Raw genomic sequence first — 21922 nt, 5'->3', positions numbered from 1 at the left:
AGCTACTTCATAGGCGATGATCTTTGCCCGCCGGGATGATGTTTTTGTGACCCAGTCCGCAAAGAGTCAGACCTTCGGCGTAACGTGTGCCCCACATCACTGTCGTGACACGACGGCGGCGTGGGGCATCACTGTGCCCTGACCTCGTCGGGTCCCGACCCTGTACACGGCACTGTCAGGGAGATGGAATGACGACGACGGCAACGACGCCGGGCGGCGGTAAGGCTCGCGCGGCCATCGCGGCGCGGACCTTGCGTACCGACCGGTGGTGGCTCGCGCCGCTGGTGACCTTTATCGGCCTGGGCGCGTGGGTCACCTACGCCACCGTCCGGGTGTTCATGCACGACTGGTTCTTCGTCCCGGAGTACCACTATCTGACCCCGTTCTATTCACCCTGCGTCACCGACATATGCGGCGAGGCGGCGATGTTCGGCACCCCGTTGCCGAGCTTCTTCCTCCTCCCGGAGGCGGCGTTCACTCTGCCGTTCCTGCTGCTGTTCCGGTTGACCTGCTACTACTACCGGAAGGCGTACTACCGGGCGTTCTGGCTGTCGCCGCCGGCGTGCGCCGTGCCGGACGGGCACAAGACCTACTCCGGTGAGACCCGGTTCCCGCTGATCTTCCAGAACGCGCACCGGTACGCGTTCTACGCGGCCGGCGTCATCTCGGTGATCAACACCTGGGACGCCGTGCATGCGCAGACCACCGGGCTCGGCTTGGGCAACGTGATCCTCTGGGTCAACGTGATCATGCTGTGGGCGTACACCCTGTCCTGCCATTCCTGCCGGCACATCGCGGGCGGCCGGCTGAAGCACTTCTCCAAGCACCCGGTCCGCTACCGCTTCTGGACCTTCGTGTCCAAGCTCAACACCCGCCACATGCAGCTGGCCTGGATCACGCTCGGCACCCTGGCGCTGACCGATTTCTACATCATGGGTCTCGCCGCCGACTGGTTCACCGACCTGCGCATCATCAACTGAAAGGGCGGGCGATGAGCACGAAGATCGAACGACACCTGTACGACGTCGTCGTGATCGGGGCCGGTGGGGCCGGCCTGCGCGCGGCGATCGAGGCCCGGCTCGCCGGGAAACGTACTGCGATCATCTCGAAGTCGCTGTTCGGCAAGGCCCACACGGTGATGGCCGAGGGCGGGGCCGCGGCTGCGATGGGCAACGTGAACAGCAACGACAACTGGATGGTGCACTTCCGGGACACCATGCGGGGCGGCAAGTTCCTGAACAACTTCCGGATGGCGGAGCTGCACGCCAAGGAGGCGCCGGAGCGGATCTGGGAGCTGGAGACGTACGGCGCGCTCTTCGACCGGACCAAGGACGGCAAGATCTCGCAGCGCAACTTCGGCGGTCACGAGTACCCGCGCCTGGCGCACGTCGGCGACCGTACCGGCCTGGAACTGATCCGGACCTTGCAGCAGAAGATCGTGTCGCTCCAGCAGCAGGACTTCGCCGAGACCGGCAGCTACGACTCGCGGATCCGGGTGTTCCAGGAGACCACGATCACCGAGCTGCTGCTCGACGGCGACCGGGTGGCCGGGGCGTTCGGCTACTACCGGGAGTCGGGCGAGTTCCTGCTCTTCGAGGCGCCGGCGGTGGTGCTGGCGACCGGTGGGGTGGGCCGGAGCTACAAGGTCACCTCGAACTCGTGGGAGTACACCGGTGACGGCCACGCGCTCGCGCTGCGCGCCGGGGCGACGCTGATCAACATGGAGTTCCTCCAGTTCCACCCGACCGGCATGGTCTGGCCGCCCAGCGTGAAGGGCATCCTGGTCACCGAGTCGGTCCGCGGTGACGGCGGGGTGCTGCGCAACTCCGAGGGCAAGCGGTTCATGTTCGACTACGTCCCCGACGTCTTCCGCAAGATGTACGCGGAGACCGAGGAGGAGGGCGACCGCTGGTACACCGATCCGGACAACAACCGCCGCCCGCCCGAGCTGCTGCCCCGTGACGAGGTGGCCCGGGCCATCAACAGCGAGGTCAAGGCGGGCCGGGGCAGCCCGGCCGGGGGTGTCTACCTGGACGTGTCGACCCGGATGCCGGCCGAGCAGATCATCCGGCGGCTCCCGTCGATGCATCACCAGTTCAAGGAGCTGGCCGACGTCGACATCACCAAGGAGCCGATGGAGGTCGGGCCGACCTGCCACTACGTGATGGGTGGCGTCGAGGTCGAGCCGGACACCGGTGCGGCGCTCGGCACGGTTCAGGGCCTGTTCGCGGCGGGTGAGGTGTCCGGCGGCATGCACGGGTCCAACCGGCTGGGCGGCAACTCCCTGTCCGACCTGCTGGTCTTCGGCAAGCGGGCCGGTGAGCACGCCTCGGCTTACGTGGACGCTCTGCCGGCCCGGCCGAAGCCGTCGAAGGTCGACGTGGCGGCCGCCGTCGAGGTCGCGCTGGCGCCTCTGGTCCAGGACGGGGGCGAGAACCCGTACACCCTCCAGCAGGATCTTCAGGCGGTGATGGGTGACCTGGTCGGCATCATCAGGCGCGAGGGCGAACTCTCCGACGCGCTGAAGAAGCTCCAGGAGCTGCGGGTCCGGGTCGCGAACGTGGGCGCGAGCGGCGGGCGGCGGTACAACCCCGGCTGGCATCTGGCTCTCGACCTGCGCAACATGCTGGTCGTCTCGGAGTGCACGGCCAAGGCGGCGCTCGAGCGGGAGGAGTCGCGCGGCGGCCACACCCGCGAGGACTTCCCGAAGATGAGCCCCGAGTGGCGGCGCGTCAACCTGGTCTGCTCGCTGGAGGAATCCGGCGAGGTGCACCTGGAACGCAAGCCGGTGCCGCGGATGCGCGACGAGTTGTTCAACCTGTTCGAGCGCAGTGAGCTGGCCAAGTACCTGACCGAAGAGGAACTGGCCGAGAGGGAGGCCGAGTGAAACGCCGATTCCGTGTCTGGCGCGGCGACGCGTCCGGCGGCGACCTGCGCAACTTCGACGTCGAGGTGAACGAGGGCGAGGTCGTCCTCGACATCATCCACAGGTTGCAGGCCACCGAGGCGCCCGACCTGGCCTGCCGGTGGAACTGCAAGGCCGGCAAGTGCGGCTCCTGCTCGATGGAGATCAACGGCAAGCCCCGGCTCGGATGCATGACGCGGATGTCGACGTTCGAGGAGAACGAGACCATCACGATCACCCCGATCCGGACCTTCCCGGTGATCCGTGACCTGGTCACCGACGTGTCCTTCAACTACGAGAAGGCACGGGAGACACCCGCGTTCGCCCCGCCGGCCGGCGTCGCCCCCGGCGAGTACCGGATGCAGCAGGTCGACGTGGAACGCAGCCAGGAGTTCCGGAAGTGCATCGAGTGCTTCCTCTGCCAGAACACCTGCCACGTGATCCGCGACCACGACGAGAACAAGCCGGCCTTCTCCGGCCCGCGCTACTTCATCCGCGCCGCCGAGCTCGACATGCACCCGCTCGACTCCCTCTCCGACCGGAAGGAGTACGCGCAGGCCAGCCAGGGTCTCGGCTACTGCAACATCACCAAGTGCTGCACCGAGGTCTGCCCCGAACACATCAAGATCACTGACAACGCGATCATCCCGATGAAGGAACGCGTCGTCGACAGGCGTTACGACCCGCTGGTCTGGCTGGGCCGCAAGATCCTCCGCCGCGACCAGCTCGAACGCCCCGGCGCCCCGTCCACTGTCAACCCGTCACTGTCCAGCGCCCGCCTTCCTGAGGGCGCGCCGGTCGGTCCCGACGGCCACATGGACATCGCCGAACTCGCGGCGCCCCTCCAGGGCGGCCTCTCCCCCTTCGGCGAGGACATCGAGTTCCCGCTGCCGCCGGAGCAGGTCACCTACCACCATCCCAACCCCGAGAAATAGACCCCCTTTCCGGTACGGGGTGGACAGTCCCGCCGAACCACCCCGTCCCGTCGGCTACCACGCGACGTCTCAGCCCGGTCCCGGCCGAAACGCGGCCGCCGGGCTGAGGCGGTGGCCCCTTTTCGGGGAGCCCGCCGTCTTCTTCCCGCGGCCCGCCGTCCTCTCCACGCGGCCCACCGTCCTCTCCTCGCGGCCCGCCGCCCTCTCCTCGCGGCCCGCCGTCCTCTCCCCGCGGCCCGCTGTCTTAGGGTCAGCGGGTGCCTTCGCTTGTCACGCCCGCGTTGCCCGCGGGAACTCTCGCGTCCATGGACCAGATGGCGATCACCGGAGACGGCGTGCTCCTGCGAGCGTGGACGACCGCCGACCTCCCCTCCGTCGTGGCCGGTTTCGCCGACCCCGACATCCAGCGGTGGCACTGCCGGAGCCTGGACGACGACGAGGCCCTGGCCTGGATCGCCAGGTGGCGGGCAGGCTGGCTGATGGAGACCGAGGCATGCTGGGCCGTCGAGGCCGACGGTGTGGTGGCCGGGCAGATCGGCCTCCGCGGGATCGACCTGACCGAGGGGATGGCCGCGATCTCCTACTGGACACTCCCGGCCGCCCGGGGAAAGCGGATCGCCCCGAAAGCCCTGACCGCACTGACCACCTGGGCCTTCACCGAACTGGGCCTGCACCGGCTCGACCTGAGCCATTCCACCGCGAACGCCGCGTCCTGTCAGGTGGCCGCCAGATGCGGCTACCTGCTGGAGGGAACCAAGCGCAGCGAGGCCCGCCACGCCGACGGCTGGCACGACATGCACGCCCACGCCCGCCTGGCCACCGATCCCCCGGCCTGACCGCTGGTCGCCGCGGGTGGTTACTCCGTCTCGCCTTTGTCGCCGGCCAACCAGAGCTCGAGACCGTCAAGGATGCGCTCCAGCCCGAAGGCGAAGCTCTGATCCCAGACCTTGTCCGGCTCCATCTCGAGGACGCCGCTCTCCTCCCGCCACTTGGCGTACTCCGGATACTCGCCGATCGCCTTCTCCATGAACGGCTCCAGGCTCTTGCGCAGCTCCGCCGCTGACTGCCCGGACCTGATCACCGCGGCGCTGACCGCCGCCTCGGTGGTCGCCGATCCGATCACGTGCGCCGTGATCAGCGAATGCACGTGGGACAGGGTCGGCCCGGTGAACCCGGCCGCGGAGAACAGCCCGACACTGCGATTGCTCATCCGCATCACGTTGGGCCCGATCGTGGGCCGCACACCGAGCATGCCGATCACCCACGGATGCCGCAGCAGCATGGCCCGCATCCCGCCGGCCATCACCGACACCCCGATCCGCCAGGGCGCATCGCCGGCTTCCGGAACGTAGACCTCCCCCATCACCTCGTCGACGGCCAGTTCGAGCAGGTCGTCCTTGGTGGCGACGTGCCAGTAGAGCGAGGTGGCGCCAGAGCCGAGCCGGGCACCGAGCCGGCGCATGCTCAGCCCGGCGGCGCCCTCGGCGTCGAGCAGCTCGATCGCCGCGCGGACGATCTGCTCGCGGCTGAGCGTCGGCTGTCCGGTACGCGCACGGGCCGGGCGGGTCCACACCGAGTCGCTGAAGTCGGGCATGGGTTCATCTTAAGGGTCCTCGCACACTGTTCGAGTCCAGTAGTACAGTGTGCGAGCCAACCCGAACACTGTACGAGGGAGGAGTTCCGATGGCTGACCGTCATCCACGGCGCTGGCTGATCCTGGGCGTTCTCTGCCTGAGCCTGCTCGTGGTCGTGGTGGACAACATGGTCCTCAACATCGCGATCCCGTCGCTGATCCGCGATCTGGGCGCGAGCACCGCCGACATTCAGTGGATCATCGACGCGTACATCCTGGTCTTCGCGGGCGTGCTGCTCACCGCCGGAAGCCTCTCCGATCGCCATGGCCGCCGCCTGGGCCTGGTCGTCGGTCTGGTGGTCTTCGGCGGCGCCTCGGTGCTGGCCACCCTCTGCCAGACCCCGGGCCAGCTGATCGCGGTCCGTGGCGTGATGGGCCTGGGCGCCGCCTTCCTGATGCCGGGCACGCTCGCCATCCTCACCACGGTCTTCGGCGAGGACGAACGCAAGAAGGCGATCGCCATCTGGAGCTCGGTCCTGATGCTCGGCGCCCTCGGCGGCCCGACGCTCGGTGGCCTGCTGCTGGAGCACTTCTGGTGGGGCTCGGTCTTCCTGCTGAACATCCCGATCGCGATCCTCGGGATCGTCGCCGCGGTGGCCGTCATTCCGGAGTCGAAGGGCCCGGCCACCAGGCCCGACACGGTCGGCGCGCTGCTCTCCACGATCGGCATGACCGCCCTGGTCTGGGGCGTCATCTCGGCGCCCGGACACGGCTGGGAGTCACCGCGCACCGCGGGTGGTTTCGTGGTCGCCCTGGTCGCGCTGATCGGGTTCGTCCTCTGGGAACGCCGGGTCGCCGAACCCATGCTGCCGCTGTCTCTCTTCGGCGATCGCAACTTCCGGGGCGCCAGCCTGTCCCTCGTGCTGCTCTCCTTCTCGGCCGGCGGGGTGATGCTGGCGATCACGCAGTACCTCCAGTTCGTCCTCGGTTATGAGCCGATCCGGGCCGGGGCGGCCTTCATCCCGATGATCGTGACGACGATGGCCTTCAACGGCGTCGGCGTGCTGGTCGACAAACGGTTCGGCGCGCGGGTGGCCCTGTCGGCCGGCCTGCTCCTGGTGGCGGGTGGCTTCGCGGTGCTGGCATCGCTGGATCCGGCGGACGGCTACCTGAAGCTCGCGGCCGCCCTGGTGATCATCGGAATGGGCAGTGGCGTGGCGTCGCCGGCCGCGGTGGGAACGCTGCTCGGCGCGCTGCCGCCGGAGCGGGCCGGCGTCGGGTCGGCGGTCAACGACACGGTGCAGCAGATCGGGACCGCGCTGAGCGTCGCCGTGCTGGGCAGCGTGCTGACCACCGCCTACCGCGCGGCCATGCCGTCCGGCACCACCGGCCCGGCCCGGGACTCGCTCGGCGACGCTCTCGGTGTCGCGGCCGCCACTGGTGACGCGGGACTGGCCGATGCGGCGCGGGCGGCATTCGTCGACGCCATTGCGGTCACCTCTCTCATCGGGGTGGTGGGCGGGGTCGCAGCGGCGGTGCTGGCCGCCGCGGTGTTGCGCCCGAAGCCTGCCACGGTTCCGGGCGGCCCCGATCCGTTGTCCACAGAAGCTGTATACGGTGCGCCGTTGTCCACAGGCACGGACTCGGAGCCGACCAGGATCGAACGCCCGTACTAAAGTGGCGCCATGACCAGCGCTTACCAGCCATCGATGTTCGACCTGATGTCCGGGCCGGCTGAGGCGGTCGCGTCACTGACCGGCCGCCTCACCCGGCACCGGCTCACCGCCGGCGCCTGGGTCGACGTGCTGCCCGGCTGGCTGCACGGCTCCGACGCGGTGTTCGAGACCCTGCTCGGCATCGACTGGCGGGCCGAGCGGCGGAAGATGTATGACGACGTCGTCGACGTCCCCCGGCTCCTGCGGTGGTTCGGCCCGCGGGAGCATCTGCCACATCCCGCCCTGGTGACGGCGCGGGCCGAGCTCAACCGGCACTACGCCGAGGAGTTGGGCGAGGAGTTCGTGACCGCGGGCATGTGCCTCTACCGCGACGGCCGCGACAGCGTGGCCTGGCACGGCGACACCATCGGGCGGTCCGCCACCGAGGACACCATGGTCGCCATCGTCTCGTTCGGGTCACCCCGCAACCTGCTGCTGCGACCACGTGCCGGCGGCCACGAGACGCTGCGGTTCCCGCTCGGGCACGGCGATCTGATCGTGATGGGCGGGTCCTGTCAGCGCACCTGGGAGCACGCCGTGCCGAAGACCGCGAAAGCCGTCGGACCACGCATCAGCGTGCAGTTCCGGCCGGCCGGAGTGGCCTGATCAGAGCTCTCCGGTAACGCGGACATTGCAAGTGGTTGACGAGTCCGCCGAGAAAGTTACACTCCAAGTGTAAATAGTTGATGCTCCATCTCCCTTACAGGACTTCCACCGGTCCGGCGAGGCGGTCATGTCAACAGATTCCCAGCTCAAGGAGCTTGCGCTCCACGACATCACGGTCCGCTTCGGCGGCCTGACCGCTCTCGACAACGTCTCCCTGCGCGTGGCGCCGGGGCGGATCGTCGGCGTCATCGGGCCCAACGGCGCGGGCAAGACCACCCTTTTCAACGTCATCTGTGGTTTCGTGCAGCCGACCTCCGGGTCGCTCACTCTGGACGGGAGCCCCTGGCGGCCCCGCCCGCACCACCTGAACCGTCTGGGCATCGCCCGGACCCTCCAGGGGGTCGGCCAGTTCGCCGGCATGACAGTGCTGGAGAACGTGATGGTCGGCGCCCGCCACCGGCACGCGGAGTCCGAGGCGCTGGCCGCGCTCGACCGGTGCGGCGTCGCGCGTTATGCGGGCGCTCATCCGGGCGCACTGCCGTACGCGATCCGTAAACGCATCGAGCTGGCTCGCGCCCTGGTGGCGAAGCCGCGCATCCTGATGCTCGACGAGCCGGCCGGCGGCCTGGACGCCGACGAGATCGCCTGGCTCGGCGCTCTGATCAAGGAGACCGGCACCACCGTTCTGCTGGTCGAGCACCATATGGACCTGGTGATGTCGGTCTGCGACGAGATCCTGGTCCTCGACTTCGGCAAGCCGATCGCGCTCGGCTCGCCAGCCGAGATCAGCGCGAATCCCAAGGTCACCGAGGCCTATCTCGGCGCGGCGGCCTGATCCTTTTTCAGCTTCATCTGTTTCACGGGGCCCTGACCGGCCTCTGATTTCGCATATCCGGAAAGCCGGTCGTGTCCCGGCTCTCCTCGGCATACCCGAAACACGTCCATGAGCGGCCCCGAGGGAAGGAGCGCCGATGATCACGCATACCCCGGAGTCGGCCGGAGAAGGCCGATGAGCGGCGCGTTGTTGCAGGTCGAAGGCCTCACCGCCGGATACGGCGCGGCGCCCGTCCTGCACGACGTCGATCTCACCGTCCGGCCGGGGGAGATCGTCGCCGTGCTCGGGGCGAACGGCGCCGGCAAGACGACCCTGCTGCGCACCCTGTCCGGCCTGGTCCGCAGCACACGCGGCCGGGTCCTGCTGGACGGCGACGACCTGGCCGGCACCAAAGTGGAGCACCTGGTGCGGCGGGGCATCGCACACGTTCCGGAGGGCCGGGGCGTGGTCACCGAGCTCACCGTCGACGAGAACCTGCGGCTCGGCGGCCTGTGGCGGCGCGACCGGGCCGACGCGAAAGTCGCTCTCGACGAGGTCTACGACCTGTTCCCGCCCCTGGCGCAACGCCGGACCTTCGCCGGGCACCAGCTGTCCGGCGGGGAGCGGCAGATGCTGGCGCTGGGCCGGGCGCTGATCGGCCGGCCACGGTTGCTGCTGCTCGACGAGCCGTCGCTGGGCCTCGCGCCGAAGGTGACCCGCCACATCATGACCCTGCTACGTGACCTGCGGGAACGTACCGGGCTCGCGGTTCTGCTGGTCGAGCAGAACGTGCGCAGCGCCCTCTCCATCGCCGACGAGGGTGTGGTGCTCGCGCTGGGCCGGGTGGTGGTGCGCAACAAGGCGTCGGTGCTCCGCGACGACGCCGACCTCCGTCACGCCTACCTGGGGTTCTGAACATGAGCGAGTTCATCTACCTCACCTTCGACGGGCTCAGCCGCGGGCTGGTCTATTCCGCGTTCGCGCTGGCCCTGGTGCTGATCTGGCGGGCCGCGCGGATCGTCAACTTCGCACAGGGCGCGATGGCGGTGTCCACCGTGTACGTCGCGTACTCGGTCACCGACGCCACCGGGTCGTACTGGCTCGGGTTCGCGGCGGCGCTGCTGGCCGGGCTGGTGCTGGGCGTCACCGTCGAACGGGTGGTGATGCGGTTCGTCGACCACTCGTCACCGCTCAACGGGGTGGTGGTCGCGCTCGGGCTGGTCCTGATCCTGCAAGGGGTGCTCGGCATCGTCTACGGCAACGAGTACCTGCCGTTCGCGACACCGTTCAGCCGGGACGCGTTCGAGGTGGGCGGGGTGGCGATGCTGTCCCGGTACGACCTGTTCGTCTTCGCGGCGGTGGGCACCGTCGTCGTCGCTCTCACGCTGCTGTTCACCCGTACCGCCATCGGGTTGCGGATGCGCGCGGCGGCCTTCGCGCCGGATGTCTCCCGGCTGCTCGGGGTGTCGGTGGGCGGCATGTTGACGCTCGGCTGGGCGCTGGCGGCGGCGGTGGGCTCACTGGCCGGGATCCTGGTCGTCCCCACCGAACTGGGCGTGCACCCGACGGCGATGGACGTGGTCTTCGTGTCGGCGTTCGCGGCCGCCGTGGTCGGTGGCCTGGACAGCCCGATCGGCGCGGTCGTGGGCGGGCTGATCGTCGGCGTCCTGCTGTCGTACGTCAGCGGATACATCGACGTCACGGTCGCCCCGATGGCGGTTCTCGCCCTGCTCGTCGTGGTTCTGCTCGGCCGGCCGGGCGGATTGTTCTCCAGCTCGAAAGCGAGGGTGGCATGACCGCGATCGAGGCCCGGCCGGAGACCGGCACGAAGGCGCCACCCGGAGCGCGGCGCCGGCGGCGGGTGCATCCGGTGTTCGTGATCGCGGCCGGCGCGGTCCTGGTGGTCGCGCTGACCTACGTGCTGCCGCCGTTCCGGAACTATCAGCTGGCCACGGTGGGCGCCTACTTCTGCGTGACCGCCGGGCTCACCGTCCTGACCGGACTGAACGGGCAGTTGTCGCTGGGCCACGGCGCACTGATGGCCACCGGCGCCTACACGCTGGCGCTGACCCAGAACAAGTGGGCGAACCTACCGGTCAGCTTCGCGGCCGCGGTGCTGGTCACGACCCTGGTCGGCGCGATCATCGGGCTGGCCGCGGCCCGGTTGCGCGGCCCCTATCTGGCCGGTCTGACGCTCGCCGTGGCGATCGTGGTCCCGTCGGTGACCAGCACGTTCGACGAGACGTTCAACAGCGATCAGGGCCTGTCGGTGTACCTGAACCCGCCGCCCGAGCAGTACCCGATGGAGCAGTGGCAGGCCTGGCTGTGCTGGAGCGCGGCGCTGGTCGTGGTGCTCCTGCTGGCGCTGCTGGTGCGCGGCCGGTTCGGGCGTGACCTGCGGGCGGTCCGGGACGACGAGACCGCCGCCAAGCTGGCCGGCATCAACATCGCGCGTACCCAGGTGCTGGCGTTCGTGGTGAGCGCCGTCTGCGCCGGGGTGTCCGGCGCCCTGTTCGCCTATCTGGCGCAGAGCGTGTCCCCAGGCGCATTCCCGTTGACGCTCTCGCTGTTCCTGGTCATGGCGATCGTGATCGGCGGGCTGGGGAGCCTCTTCGGCGCCCTGTGGGGCGCGTTGCTCCTGGTCGTGCTGCCCACGTTGTCCCAGTCCCTCGGTGAGCAGGCCGGTTCGCAGCGGCTGGAGGGAAACCTCGCGCTGATCGTCTTCGGTGTCGTGCTCGTCGTCGTCATGCTCGCCGCCCCGGGCGGCCTCGCTTCGATCCCATCCCGAATTTCACGCCTGATCAGGAGGAACCGATGAAACGGATAACGACGGCGGCTCTGTCCGTCGTGCTGCTGGCCGCGGCCACGGCCGGCTGCACGAACGACGGCGGCAGCACCCCCGGTGGCAGCACGAACGTGCCCGGGGTGACCGACACGGAGATCGTGGTCGGCACGCACATGCCATTGACCGGCCCGGCCGCGGGCGGCTACTCGAAGATCGCGCCGGCCACCAAGGCGTACTTCGACTACGTCAACGCGAACGGCGGCGTGCACGGCCGCAAGATCACCTACAAGATCAAGGACGACGGCTACAACCCGGCGAACACCCAGACCGTGGTGCGTGAGCTGGTGCTGCAGGACAAGGTCTTCGCGATCCTCAACGGTCTCGGCACACCCACACACACCGGCGTGCTCGACTTCCTCAAGACCAACCGGGTCCCCGACCTCTTCGTGGCCAGTGGCAGCCGCAGCTGGAACCAGGCCGACAAGTACCCGGGGACGTTCGGCTTCAACCCGGACTACACGGTCGAGGGCAAGATCCTGGGCACCTACATCAAGGAGAACCTGGCCGGGAAGAAGACCTGCTTCCTCGGCCAGGACGACGACTTCGGCCGGGACAGCCTGGCCGGCGTGGAGAAGATCCTCGGCTCGGTCGCGGCCAAGGAGAGCTACGTGACCAGCAACCCGAACGTCGGGCCGCAGATGGGCGCACTCAAGGCGGCCGGCTGTGAGGTGGTCGTGCTGGCGACTGTGCCCGGTTTCACTGCCCTGTCGATCGGCACCGCTGCGAAGATTGCGTTCAAACCGCAGTTCGTGGTCAGTAACGTCGGCGCCGACCCGACCACCGTCGGCAAAGCGCTCGGAACCGGGGCTCCGCTGCTCGAAGGCGTGGTGGCGACCAACTACCTGCCGCTGAACACCGACGACGCGAACCCGTGGATCCAGCTGTTCAAGAAGGTCAACACGGAGCACAACGGCAACGCCGAGTTCGACAACAACATCGTGTACGGCATGTCGGTCGGATATCTGTTCGTGCAGGCGCTCCAGGCTGCCGGCAAGGACGTGACCCGCGACAAGCTGCTGGAAGCCGTCACAAAGAACGGCTTCCAGGGCCCCGGCCTGGTTCCGCTGCGGTTCTCGGCCGCGGACCACTCGGGATACGCCGGAGCTCAGCTCACCAAGGTCGAGGGAGGTAAGGCGGTGTTCTTCGGCACCCCGTACACCACCGACGACGGGGACGGCCCGGTCACGGCGTACCAGGGGCAGGCCGTGACACCGCCACAGAGCGGCGTGCCTACCGCGTAATATCTGCACGCAAACTGCAAAAATACGACTCAGGAGGTTGAGCGATGGCTGACCAGGTAGCAATCGTGACCGGAGCAAGCCGGGGGATCGGGTTCGCCATCGCGCAACGGTTCGTCACCCAGGGGACGAAGGTCGCTGTCACCGGCCGTGACGCCGACGCCCTCGAGGCCGCCGTCAAGGAGCTCGGCGGCCCCGAGGTGGCGATCGGCGTGGCGGGCAAGGGTGACGACCCGGCGCACCGGGCCGCCGTGGTCGACGCGGTGCGGGAGCGATTCGGGCCGGTCACCACGCTGATCAACAACATCGGGATCAACCCGGCGTACGGGCCGCTGGCCGGCCTCGACCTGAACGCCGCCCGCAAGATGGTCGAGGTCAACCTGATCGGCACGCTCGGCTGGATCCAGGAGGCGCTGCGCGGCGGCCTGGCCGAGACCGGCGGCTCGATCGTCAACATCTCGTCGGTCTCCGGTGTCCGCCCGGCGCCGGGGATCGCGTTCTACGGCACCACCAAAGCCGCCCTCATCCACCTCACCGAGGAGCTCGCGGTCGAGCTGGCCCCGAAGATCCGGGTCAACGCGGTCGCGCCCGCGGTCGTGAAGACGCGGTTCGCCACCGCCCTCTACGAGGGGCGGGAGGCGGAGGTGGCGGCCACGTATCCGCTCCAGCGGCTCGGCAACACCGATGACGTGGCCGGCACCGTGGCGTTCCTCTGCTCGCCGGAGGCCGGCTGGATCACCGGCCAGACCATCGTGATCGACGGCGGGCTCACCCTGACCGGGGCCGTCCAGTGAGCGTCAAGCGCGTGGTGGTCACCGGCGCCGGTGGTGGGATCGGGGCGGCGCTGGCCCGCCGGTTCGCCGCCGACGGCGCCCGGGTCGTGGTGAACGATCTGAACGCGGAGGCGGCCTGGGCGGTCGCCGGCGAGATCGGCGGGATCGCGGTCCCCGGCGACGCGGCCCGCGAGGAGGACGTCCAGGAACTCGTCGACACGGCCTTCGCGGAGCTCGGCGGGATCGATCTGTTCTGCTCGAACGCGGGAGTGCTGTCGGCCGGGGACGAGACGACACCCGATGCCCAGTGGCAGCGTGACTTCGGGGTCAACGTGATGTCGCACGTCTACGTGAGCCGGGCGCTGCTGCCGCGCTGGCTGGACAGCGGCGAGCCGAAGCGGCTGCTGATCACGGTGAGCGCGGCCGGCCTGCTGACCCTGCTCGGGAGCGCGACCTACTCGGTGACGAAACACGCGGCTCTGGCCTATGCGGAGTGGCTGCGGGCCACGTACGCCCATCGGGGTCTGATCGTGCAGGCGCTGTGCCCGCAGGGTGTCCGCACCGACATGCTGACCCGCGGAAACGATCGCGGCAGTGGCGCGGCCTCGCTGCTCGCCGAGGGCGCGCTGCCGCCGGAGGCGGTGGCCGACCTGGTCGCCGCCTCGCTGGAGGACGGCCGGTTCCTGATCCTCCCGCATCCTGAGGTCGAGGGCTACTACCGCTTGCGCGCGGGCGATCCGGACCGTTGGCTGGGGGGCATGAACAAACTCCAGCGCGGATTCGAGTCCAAGTGAGGGGCCTTGACCTGGCGAAACTCCAGGCCTATCTGGACAGCCCGCCGCTTTCCGGGACGATGTTCGCGGGCGGTAAGTCGAACCTGACCTACGCGGTCACCGACGGCGTCAACCGCTGGGTGCTGCGCCGGCCGCCGCTGGGGCACGTGCTGCCCACCGCGCACGACATGGTTCGTGAGCACAAGGTCCTCGACGCTCTCTCCAGGGCCGGGTTCCCGGTGCCGAAACCGGTGCGGCTCTGCACCGACACCGAGGTCATCGGGGCGCCGTTCTACCTGATGGAACACGTCGACGGCACCATCTACCGGGACGCCGCGCTGATCGAGAAGATCGACTTCCGGGCGCTGACGTTCACCCTGGTCGACACGCTCGCCGACCTGCACTCGCTGGACCCGGCGGCGATCGGGCTCGGTGACTTCGGCAAGCCGGAGGGCTTCAACGCCCGGCAGGTCCGCCGGTGGAAGCAGCAGCTCGACGCGTCACGCAGCCGGGAGCTGTCCGGCATCGACGAGCTGCACGCCCGGCTGGCCACCGACATCCCGGCCGGCGGCCCCGGCGCCGTCGTGCACGGCGACTTCCGCCTGGACAACGTGCTGGTCAGCGACGAGCTGACGGTCAACGCGGTGCTCGACTGGGAGATGTCCACACTGGGCGATCCACTCAGCGACCTGGCCCTGATGCAGATCTACGCCGGCCGTCCGCTGCTGGAGCGCGACGGGAAACCGTTCGCGCCGATCGACATCCCCGGGCACCCCACGCTCGACGAGATCGCCGCACGCTACGCCGAGCGCAGCAAGCGCGACGTCAGCGACCTGCACTGGTACGTCGGCTTCGCCGCGTTCAAGCTCGCCGTCATCCTCGAGGGCGTGCACTTCCGTTTCACCAAGGGTCAGACGGTCGGCCCCGGCTTCGACACCGTGGGGGCCATGGTTCCCGCCCTGGTCGAGCAGGGCCACCGAGCGCTGGAAGGACACTGATGGACTTCGAGTACGACGCGAAGACCGAGGACTACCGCAAGCGGCTGCTCGCCTTCATGGACGAGCACGTCTACCCCGCGGAGGCCACGTTCCACAGCGACGGCTGGGAACCCCCGGCCGCGCTCGAGGGCCTGAAGGCCGCCGCCAAGGAAGCCGGCCTGTGGAACCTCTTCCTCCCCGGTGACCACGGCGCCGGGCTCACCAACCTCCAGTACGCGCCGCTGGCCGAGATCACCGGCCGCAGCCCGGCGGTCGCCCCGCCCGCGCTGAACTGCGCTGCTCCGGACACCGGCAACATGGAGGTGCTGGCCGACTTCGGCACCGCCGAGCAGAAGGAGCGGTGGCTCGTGCCGCTGCTGGCCGGTGAGATCCGGTCCGCCTTCGCGATGACCGAGCCGCAGGTGGCCTCGTCGGACGCCACCAACATCGGCACCCGGATCGACCGGGACGGTGACGACTACGTCATCAACGGGCACAAGTTCTACATCACCGGCGCGATGAACCCGAACTGCAAGATCTTCATCGTGATGGGCAAGACCGACGTCGACGCGCCCCGGCATCTCCAGCAGAGCCAGATCCTGGTGCCGCGGGACACCCCGGGCGTGACGGTCAAGCGGGGCATGACGGTGCTCGGCTACAACGACGGCGACCACGGTGGCCACGCCGAGGTGATCTTCGAGAACGTACGGGTGCCGGCCACCAACCTGATCGGCGAGGAGGGCGGCGGTTTCGCCATCTCCCAGGCGCGGCTCGGGCCGGGCCGGATCCACCACTGCATGCGGCTGATCGGCATGGCCGAGCGGGCGCTGGAGCTGATGTGCACGCGGGCGCTGGTCCGCACGCCGTTCGGTAAGCCGCTCGCCGAGCAGGGCGTCATCCAGGACTGGATCGCCGAGTCCCGGGTCCGGATCGAGCAGGCCCGGCTGCTGGTGCTCAAGGCCGCCTGGCTGATGGACACGGTCGGCAACCGGGGCGCGCACACCGAGATCCAGTCGATCAAGATCGTGGTGCCGTCCACCGTGGAGTGGATCGTCGACAAGGCGATTCAGACGCACGGCGCGGCCGGGCTCGGACAGGACTTCCCGCTCGCCGGGCTGTTCGCCAGCGCCCGTATGCTGCGACTCGCCGACGGGCCGGACGAGGTGCACAAACGGTCCCTGGCCCACCGCGAGCTCAAACGTTACCGGAGTGGTTCGTGACCAACCCACCGACGCGTGTCGACGGTCGTACCGCGCGGTCCGAGCGGACCCGCAACGCGATCATCGACGCGCATCTCCAGCTGATCGGCGAGGGGGACATGCGCCCCACCGCCGATCGGGTGGCCAAGCTGGCCGGGGTGTCGCTGCGCGCCCTGTGGAGCCACTTCGCCGACATGGAAGCCCTGATGGCGGCCAGTGGCCAGCGTGTTCTGGAGCAGCGCGACGCGTCGTACCGGCCGATTCCGGCGGATCTGCCGCTCGCCGAGCGGATCGAGGCGTTCTGCCATCAGCGGGCCCGCCTGCTGGAGGAGATCGGGCCCGCGGCGCGGGCCTCCGCGCTCAAGGAGCCGTTCTCGTCCGGGTTGCAGCGCTATCGCAAACTGCACACCTCTCGGGTACGCGACGAGCTGACCACCACCTTCCCCACCGAGATCGGCAGTGACGAGGAGTTGCTCAACGCGCTGACCGCGGCCAGTCTGTGGCCGACGTGGGCGTCGTGGCGGGACGGCATGGGACTGCCGGTGGAGAGCGCCCGCGCGGCGCTCGCCCGAGTGGTGACCGCCCTGATCAACCCGGCCGGAGCATCAGCCGCCCGCTGAGCCACGAGGCGCAGGCACACCGACCGCCACCGCCGCCCTGGTCGGCGTCGTCTCGTCACGCGCGCCCCCGGCGATCTTGTGGAATTCCGTCACAGCAGTCTGGTGGAAGTCAACAAGATCGCCGGGGGCGGTGGGGTTACAGGATGGCTACCGAGCGGGCGCCCTCGCCCCGGGCCATCCGGTCGAAAGCAGCAGGCACGTCGGCCAGCCCGATCCGGTCGGTGATCAGGTGGTCGAGGCTGAGCCTGCCGTCGAGCACGTCCCTGGCCAGGGCCGGGATCTCCAGGTCGGTGTCGGCCTGCCCGTAGACCGAGGCCCGCAGGGTTCGCGCCGACGAGAAGATGTCCAGCGCGCTCAACTGGACCATGTCGTCGGCCGCGCCCATGCCGACCACTGTCACCTGGCCACCGGACCGGGTGGCCCGCCACGCGGCCCGGATGGTCGACGCCCGCCCGACACATTCGATGGCGTGGTCGGCGCCGCGCCGTTCGGTACGGCCCCGGATCTCCTTGGAGAGGTTGTCCGACGAGACCACGAAGTCGGTAGCCCCGGCCGCTTCGGCGAGCCCCTTCTTGGCCTCGGTGACGTCCACCGCGATGACCTGCGCCGCACCGGCCGCGCGGGCCGCGGTGACGACCGACAGCCCGACCCCGCCGAGCCCGATGACCACGACCGTTTCGCCTGGTGCGACCCGGGCGGTGTTGCGCACCGCACCGGTCCCGGTCAGAACCGCACACCCGAGCAGAGCCGCAAGATCAAAACCAAGCTCGGCGGGTACGGGAATGACCGCATTCTCCGGCACGACCACCTGCTCGGCGAACGCCCCCACGCCAAGCGTCACGTGGACCGGCGTGCCGTCGAGCGTGATGCCGTTGGAGAGCGCCGCGACCCCGTGCGAGGTGCTGCACAGCCACGGTTCGCCGTGTTCGCAGTACCAGCAGGTGCGGCAGGCCGGCTGCCAGTTCAGCACCACGTGGTCACCGACCGCGGCCCGGGTGACGTGCTCGCCGACCTCGACCACCTCGCCGGCTGCCTCGTGCCCGAGGATCAGCGGGTGCGGCGGCCGCAGCGTGCCGTTCACCATGGACAGATCGGAGTGGCAGACCCCGGCCGCACGCACCCGCACCCGCACCTGGCCGGGCCCGATCTCGGGCAGCCGCAGTTCGGCGAGTTCGGCGGGGACGCCGGGGTCCCGGACGACGAGCCCGGTCATGTAGTGACTCAACGCGTAACCTCCAGGCCGGGGATCGACAGGACGCGGACCGGAAAACTCATTGCTGGATCGCCTTCACCTGCTGGAACTCGGTCAGCCCGTAGGCGCCGAGCTCACGGCCGATACCTGACTGCTTGTAACCACCGAACGGCGCGAACGGGTTGAACGAGCCGCCGTTGACGTCGACCGCGCCGGTGCGCAGCCGCCGGGCCACCGCCACCGCCCGCGCGCCGGAACCCCAGACCGCGCCGGCCAGCCCGTACTTCGAGTTGTTGGCGATCGCCACCGCCTCGTCGTCGTCGCCGAACGGGATGATCGACAGCACCGGCCCGAAGATCTCCTCCTGGGCGATCTCGCTGTCCGGGTCGACGTCGGCGAAGACGGTCGGCGCGACGAAGTGGCCCTGGCCGGGCACAGGCGCGTCGAGGCCACCGGCGACGAGGCGGGCCGTGGCGCGTTCGATGAAGCCGCGGACCCGTTCCTTCTGGGCGGCCGAGGCGAGCGGCCCGAGCCGGGTGGCCGGGTCGAACGGGTCGCCGAGGGTGTATCCGGCGGCGGTCTTGGCGGCCAGCTCGACCGCCTCGTCGTAGTGGCTGCGGTGGACCAGCATGCGCGTCCACGCCGTACACGTCTGGCCGCTGTTGAGGAAGGCGTTGCCGACGCCGACCTTGACCGCCTTGACCACGTCGGCGTCGTCGAGGATGACGTTGGCGGACTTGCCGCCGAGTTCGAGCGACACCTTGGCAATCCGGTCGGCGGCGGCGTGGCTGATCGCGGCGCCGGTCCGGGTGGAGCCGGTGAACGACACCATGTCGACGCCCGGGTGCCCGGCGATGGCCGATCCGACGGCCGGGCCGGTGCCGGTGACCAGGTTGAACACGCCCGGCGGCAGGTCGGCTTCGGCGAACGCGTCGGCCAGCAGGTACGCGGTGAGCGGGGTCAGCTCGCTCGGTTTGAGGACGACCGTGCAGCCGGCCGCGAGGGCCGCGCCGACCTTGGCGACGACCTGGTGCAGCGGATAGTTCCACGGGGTGATCGCGCCGACCACACCGATCGGCTCGTGGACGACCAGCGAGTTCCCGATCGTTTCCTCCTGCGCGGGCTGGTTCGCCAGTTCCGCGTACCCGGCGAGGACCGTCAGGGGAAGGCCGGCCTGGACCGCCTTGGCGATCTTGAGTGGGGTGCCCAGTTCGAGCCCGACGATCCGGGCGATCTCGTCGGCGCGGGCGGTGAGCGCCCGGTGCACCCGGCTCAGCGCCGCGCCGCGTTCGGCCGGCGTCAGCCCGAAGGCCCAGCCGTCGAAGGCGGCACGGGCGGCGGAGACGGCGAGGTCGACGTCCTCGGCGGTGCCGGCCGGCACATGCCCGAACTCCTCCTCGGTGTACGGGTTCTCGACTCCGATGCGCTCTGCGGAGGCGGCCGGCACGTAGGTGCCGCCGATCCAGTGCTCATCACGGAAGACCGACGTCATCGGCGTACCCCCTGGTCGTAACGGTCGGAAAGGCTGTTGATCAGCAGGTCGAGCCCGAGCTCGAACGCGCCCTCGTCGACGGCGTCGCGGTGCGCGGCGAGCTCGTGGGCCCGGTGCAGGTGCGGAAAGCGGTCGTACAGCTCCGGGTCGGCCTCGAAGCCGAGGGCGAACGAGCCGAGCGCGGAGCCGGTGATCAGGTATCGCATCAGCGCGCCGATGTGGGTGGCCCGCGCCCGGGACCAGCCGGCTTCGAGCAGCGCGCCGTAGACGGCCTCGGCCATGGCCAGCCCGGCCGGCCGGCGACCGGGGCCGGTGGCCAGCACCGGGACGATGTTCGGGTGTGCGGCGAGCACGGCGTGGTACGACTTCGCCCACATCCGCAGCCCCTCGCGCCAATCGTTGCCCCGGAACACCGAGATGTCGACCTGCGCGACGACGGCTTCGGCGACCGCGTCGACGATCTCCGCCTTGGTGGCGAAGTGGTTGTAGAGCGACGGCCCCTGCACCCCGAGCTCGGTGGCGAGGCGCCGCATGGAGCAGGCGTCGAGTCCTTCAGCGTCGATCACCACGGCGGCCGCCTCGACGATGCGCTCCCGGGTGAGGAGGGCTTGTCGGGGGCGGGCCATATGAGAACTCCTGAAGAAAGAAGAAATCAACACTGGACGTGTAAAAACTTACGCCGCTAGTTTAAGCACAGCTGCGACGTACATCACTAAGGGAGATCAGCAATGACGACGCTTTCCCTCGCCACCGTTCTAGCCGAGGCGGCCCGCCGGTACCCCGAGAAGGTAGCGATCGTCGACGAGGCCGGGGGCCGGATTCCCTATCGTGAGCTTTGGGCGCAGACCCGGTCGTACGCCGCAGGCTTGACGGAATTGGGCATCGGCCGCGGCGACACGGTGGCGGTGATGATCCCGAACGTGGGCGACTTCCCCCGGGTCTACTACGCCGCGCTGGCCGTCGGCGCCCGGATCGTGCCGGTGTCACTGCTGCTCAACGCCGAGGAGGTCGGCTACGTGCTGTCCGACAGCGGCGCGAAGCTGCTGGTCACGCACTCGGCGTTCCTCCAGGTCGGCGCGGCCGCGGCCGCCGCGACGGGCACCCCGCTGGCCAATGTCGGCCCGCTGCCGGAGGGTCTGCCGCAGTACCCACCGCGGCTGGACCAGATCTCGGCCGGCCTGGAGCCGGTCCGGACCTACGTGACTGTCGAGGCCGAGGACGTCGCGGTGATCCTCTACACCAGCGGCACCACCGGAAAGCCGAAGGGCGCCCTGCTCACGCACCTGAACCTGGTGATGAACGCGGCCGTCAACGTCTTCGACGTGCACCCGCTGACCGGCGACGACGTGGTGATGGGCTGCCTGCCGCTGTTCCACACGTTCGGCCAGACGGTCGGCATGAACGCGACGTTCCGGCTCGGCGGGACGCTGGTGCTGCTGCCGCGGTTCACCGGCGAGGCGGCGATCGAGCTGATGATCAGGGAGAACGTCACGATCTTCCACGGCGTGCCGACCATGTACATCGGGCTCCTGGAGGCGGCGGCCAAGGCCGACCGCCTGCCACAGCTGAAGCTGTGCGTGTCAGGTGGCGCTTCGCTTCCGGTGGCGGTCCTGGAGAAGTTCGCGGCGGCTTTCGGTTCGACCATCTGGGAGGGGTACGGGCTGAGCGAGACCTCACCTACGGCGACCACCAACCAGCCCTCGTTCGGCGCCAAGCCCGGCACGGTCGGGCATCCGATCTGGGGTGTCGAGGTGGAGATCGCCCGCCCGGAGGTGCCGGAGAGCATCGAGTTCGTGCCGGACGGCGAGCTCGGGGAGATCGTGATCCGCGGGCACAACGTGTTCGCCGGTTACCTGAACCGGCCCGAGGCGACCGCGGAGGCCCTGGTCGACGGCTGGTTCCGGACCGGCGACCTGGGCGTGCGGGACGAACAGGGCTTCATCAGCATCGTCGACCGGACCAAGGACCTGATCATCCGCGGCGGCTTCAACGTCTACCCGCGTGAGGTGGAGGAGGTCCTGGCCCGGCACCCGTCGATCCAGCAGGTCGCGGTGATCGGCGTGGCCGACGAGACGCTGGGCGAGGAGATCTGCGCGGTCGTCGTGCTCGACGACCAGAGCCTGGCCGCGGACGAGCTGATCGAGTGGTCGAAGGAGCGGCTGGGCAAGCACAAGTACCCGCGTCAGGTGCGGTTCACCGAGTCGCTGCCGCTCGGCCCGAGCATGAAGGTGCTGAAGCGGGAGCTGCGCAAGCAGTACAGCTGAT

The 21922-nt window shown here is 69.4% G+C and carries 21 protein-coding genes; 17 read left to right on the top strand and 4 right to left on the bottom strand.

The genetic code is table 11. The annotated features are described in order from the left end of the window. Positions 1–188: 188 nt before the first annotated feature. The 4 genes from AB0E94_RS38095 to AB0E94_RS38080 all read left to right on the top strand — a co-directional run bounded on the left by AB0E94_RS38095 (position 189) and on the right by AB0E94_RS38080 (position 4676). Positions 189–980, top strand: coding sequence for a hypothetical protein (locus AB0E94_RS38095; RefSeq protein WP_317790211.1), 792 nt, complete (start codon positions 189–191; stop codon positions 978–980). Positions 981–991: 11 nt separating this feature from the next. Continuing rightward, positions 992–2887, top strand: coding sequence for a fumarate reductase/succinate dehydrogenase flavoprotein subunit (locus tag AB0E94_RS38090; protein WP_360336584.1), 1896 nt, complete (start codon positions 992–994; stop codon positions 2885–2887). Next, the gene (locus tag AB0E94_RS38085; RefSeq protein WP_360336582.1) at positions 2884–3840 is read left to right on the top strand and encodes a succinate dehydrogenase/fumarate reductase iron-sulfur subunit; all 957 of its coding nucleotides are present in this window, start codon (positions 2884–2886) and stop codon (positions 3838–3840) included. The genes AB0E94_RS38090 and AB0E94_RS38085 overlap by 4 nt, the downstream gene beginning before the upstream one ends. Positions 3841–4097: 257 nt before the next feature. Beyond that, positions 4098–4676, top strand: coding sequence for a GNAT family N-acetyltransferase (locus tag AB0E94_RS38080; RefSeq protein WP_360336580.1), 579 nt, complete (start codon positions 4098–4100; stop codon positions 4674–4676). Between the two features lie 20 nt (positions 4677–4696). Here the strand turns inward: AB0E94_RS38080 and AB0E94_RS38075 are convergent, their stop codons facing one another. Next, complete coding sequence (locus tag AB0E94_RS38075) at positions 4697–5434, bottom strand: TetR/AcrR family transcriptional regulator (protein WP_360336578.1); 738 nt, start codon at positions 5432–5434, stop codon at positions 4697–4699. 89 nt (positions 5435–5523) lie between these two features. On the opposite strand from AB0E94_RS38075, the gene AB0E94_RS38070 reads away from it, so the two are divergent. The 12 genes from AB0E94_RS38070 to AB0E94_RS38015 all read left to right on the top strand — a co-directional run bounded on the left by AB0E94_RS38070 (position 5524) and on the right by AB0E94_RS38015 (position 16973). Continuing rightward, positions 5524–7089 carry an MFS transporter gene (locus AB0E94_RS38070; RefSeq protein ID WP_360336576.1) on the top strand — a complete coding sequence of 522 codons (1566 nt, stop codon included), beginning with the start codon at positions 5524–5526 and terminating at the stop codon, positions 7087–7089. A 9-nt stretch (positions 7090–7098) separates the two neighbouring features. Continuing rightward, positions 7099–7734: an alpha-ketoglutarate-dependent dioxygenase AlkB gene (locus AB0E94_RS38065; RefSeq protein ID WP_360336574.1), complete on the top strand. Its 636-nt coding sequence runs from the start codon at positions 7099–7101 to the stop codon at positions 7732–7734. A 127-nt stretch (positions 7735–7861) separates the two neighbouring features. Then, positions 7862–8569, top strand: coding sequence for an ABC transporter ATP-binding protein (locus AB0E94_RS38060; RefSeq protein ID WP_360336572.1), 708 nt, complete (start codon positions 7862–7864; stop codon positions 8567–8569). Positions 8570–8743: 174 nt separating this feature from the next. Next, complete coding sequence (locus AB0E94_RS38055) at positions 8744–9463, top strand: ABC transporter ATP-binding protein (protein WP_360336570.1); 720 nt, start codon at positions 8744–8746, stop codon at positions 9461–9463. Positions 9464–9465: 2 nt separating this feature from the next. Continuing rightward, the gene (locus AB0E94_RS38050; protein WP_360336568.1) at positions 9466–10344 is read left to right on the top strand and encodes a branched-chain amino acid ABC transporter permease; all 879 of its coding nucleotides are present in this window, start codon (positions 9466–9468) and stop codon (positions 10342–10344) included. Beyond that, positions 10341–11366 carry a branched-chain amino acid ABC transporter permease gene (locus AB0E94_RS38045; protein ID WP_360336566.1) on the top strand — a complete coding sequence of 342 codons (1026 nt, stop codon included), beginning with the start codon at positions 10341–10343 and terminating at the stop codon, positions 11364–11366. The genes AB0E94_RS38050 and AB0E94_RS38045 overlap by 4 nt, the downstream gene beginning before the upstream one ends. Next, positions 11363–12634, top strand: a complete 1272-nt coding sequence (locus AB0E94_RS38040) for an ABC transporter substrate-binding protein (RefSeq protein ID WP_360336564.1) — start codon at positions 11363–11365, stop codon at positions 12632–12634. The genes AB0E94_RS38045 and AB0E94_RS38040 overlap by 4 nt, the downstream gene beginning before the upstream one ends. A gap of 44 nt (positions 12635–12678) precedes the next feature. Continuing rightward, positions 12679–13425, top strand: a complete 747-nt coding sequence (locus AB0E94_RS38035) for an SDR family oxidoreductase (protein ID WP_360336562.1) — start codon at positions 12679–12681, stop codon at positions 13423–13425. Then, positions 13422–14198, top strand: coding sequence for an SDR family oxidoreductase (locus AB0E94_RS38030; protein ID WP_360336560.1), 777 nt, complete (start codon positions 13422–13424; stop codon positions 14196–14198). The genes AB0E94_RS38035 and AB0E94_RS38030 overlap by 4 nt, the downstream gene beginning before the upstream one ends. Continuing rightward, positions 14195–15175, top strand: coding sequence for a phosphotransferase family protein (locus tag AB0E94_RS38025; protein ID WP_360336558.1), 981 nt, complete (start codon positions 14195–14197; stop codon positions 15173–15175). Before AB0E94_RS38030 ends, AB0E94_RS38025 begins: the two co-directional genes overlap by 4 nt. Then, a complete protein-coding gene (locus AB0E94_RS38020; RefSeq protein ID WP_360336556.1) occupies positions 15175–16374 on the top strand; it encodes an acyl-CoA dehydrogenase family protein in 1200 nt (399 codons plus the stop codon). The genes AB0E94_RS38025 and AB0E94_RS38020 overlap by 1 nt, the downstream gene beginning before the upstream one ends. Continuing rightward, the gene (locus AB0E94_RS38015; RefSeq protein ID WP_360336554.1) at positions 16371–16973 is read left to right on the top strand and encodes a TetR/AcrR family transcriptional regulator; all 603 of its coding nucleotides are present in this window, start codon (positions 16371–16373) and stop codon (positions 16971–16973) included. The genes AB0E94_RS38020 and AB0E94_RS38015 overlap by 4 nt, the downstream gene beginning before the upstream one ends. 136 nt (positions 16974–17109) lie before the next feature. Here AB0E94_RS38015 and AB0E94_RS38010 read toward each other — a convergent pair whose 3' ends face one another. From AB0E94_RS38010 to AB0E94_RS38000, 3 genes are read right to left on the bottom strand one after another with little or no spacing between them, the layout of a single operon-like run. Then, entirely contained in the window at positions 17110–18186 is a 1077-nt protein-coding gene (locus AB0E94_RS38010; RefSeq protein ID WP_360336552.1) for an alcohol dehydrogenase catalytic domain-containing protein, read from the bottom strand. A gap of 58 nt (positions 18187–18244) precedes the next feature. Then, a complete protein-coding gene (locus tag AB0E94_RS38005) occupies positions 18245–19657 on the bottom strand; it encodes an aldehyde dehydrogenase family protein (protein WP_360336550.1) in 1413 nt (470 codons plus the stop codon). Then, complete coding sequence (locus AB0E94_RS38000) at positions 19654–20283, bottom strand: TetR/AcrR family transcriptional regulator (protein WP_360336548.1); 630 nt, start codon at positions 20281–20283, stop codon at positions 19654–19656. The genes AB0E94_RS38005 and AB0E94_RS38000 overlap by 4 nt, the downstream gene beginning before the upstream one ends. A gap of 102 nt (positions 20284–20385) precedes the next feature. Here AB0E94_RS38000 and AB0E94_RS37995 point away from each other — a divergent pair, with 102 nt between their 5' ends. Then, positions 20386–21921, top strand: coding sequence for a long-chain fatty acid--CoA ligase (locus AB0E94_RS37995; protein ID WP_360336546.1), 1536 nt, complete (start codon positions 20386–20388; stop codon positions 21919–21921). Position 21922 lies beyond the last annotated feature (1 nt).

The organism is Actinoplanes sp. NPDC026670, assembly GCF_040638175.1.
In the GTDB taxonomy this organism is placed as follows: domain Bacteria; phylum Actinomycetota; class Actinomycetes; order Mycobacteriales; family Micromonosporaceae; genus Actinoplanes.
The sequence above is the reverse complement of the archived record's forward strand: the minus strand, read 5'-3'. Positions and strand labels throughout refer to the sequence as shown.